The organism is Vibrio sp. YT-19(2023), from assembly GCF_033337395.1.
Map to the genome: position 1 here is coordinate 1 of NZ_JAWOQN010001023.1, position 542 is coordinate 542.

Sequence of the window (542 nt, forward strand, 5' to 3'; positions counted from 1 at the left end):
TCGGGATTGCCGGGTTCTCTGTCGAGATAAATACTGGTTTTGGCAATCGCACGATGGAAGCATTGTTCCTTTTCGTCACCATCGGGCGTGCTGTACTGACATTCCGCCCATTTCTTTTGAACCTGTTGCAGTGGAGCATTACCTGCCAACGCAGCGGTCGAAGCTAACGTTGAACAAACCGTCAAAGCGCAAAGTAGTTGTTTGGTATTCATCGTCCATGTCCTCTTCAATGACTGACTCGGTTTACGTATTGGTGAATGGTTTCTTGTTGCTTACGAATCGCAGAAGAAACCACGCTTGGAAGCAGTTGATTGATGCGTGCGAAAAGCTTTTCTGGCCAACCAATCCATTTCGCGGGAATTTCTTTTTCCAACATGGTGACAACGTGATTGGCAACAACTTGCGGCGAGTCCGTTTTGTTACCCAGTTGTCGATTCATTTCATTGACGGCATCGCTATTGAGTGAGGTTTCTGTCGCTCTTGGGGCCAAATACAGCGCACGGATTCCGGTTGCGAACAGCTCTCTGTCGAGCGATTCGGTA

The 542-nt window shown here is 48.3% G+C and carries 2 pseudogenes; both read right to left on the reverse strand.

Annotated elements, in window-relative coordinates:
* Window positions 1-212, reverse strand: a pseudogene (locus R7E78_RS29800) (hypothetical protein); the annotation flags it as partial.
* Window positions 213-226: 14 nt separating this feature from the next.
* A pseudogene (locus R7E78_RS29805) lies at window positions 227-542 on the reverse strand (short chain dehydrogenase); the annotation flags it as partial.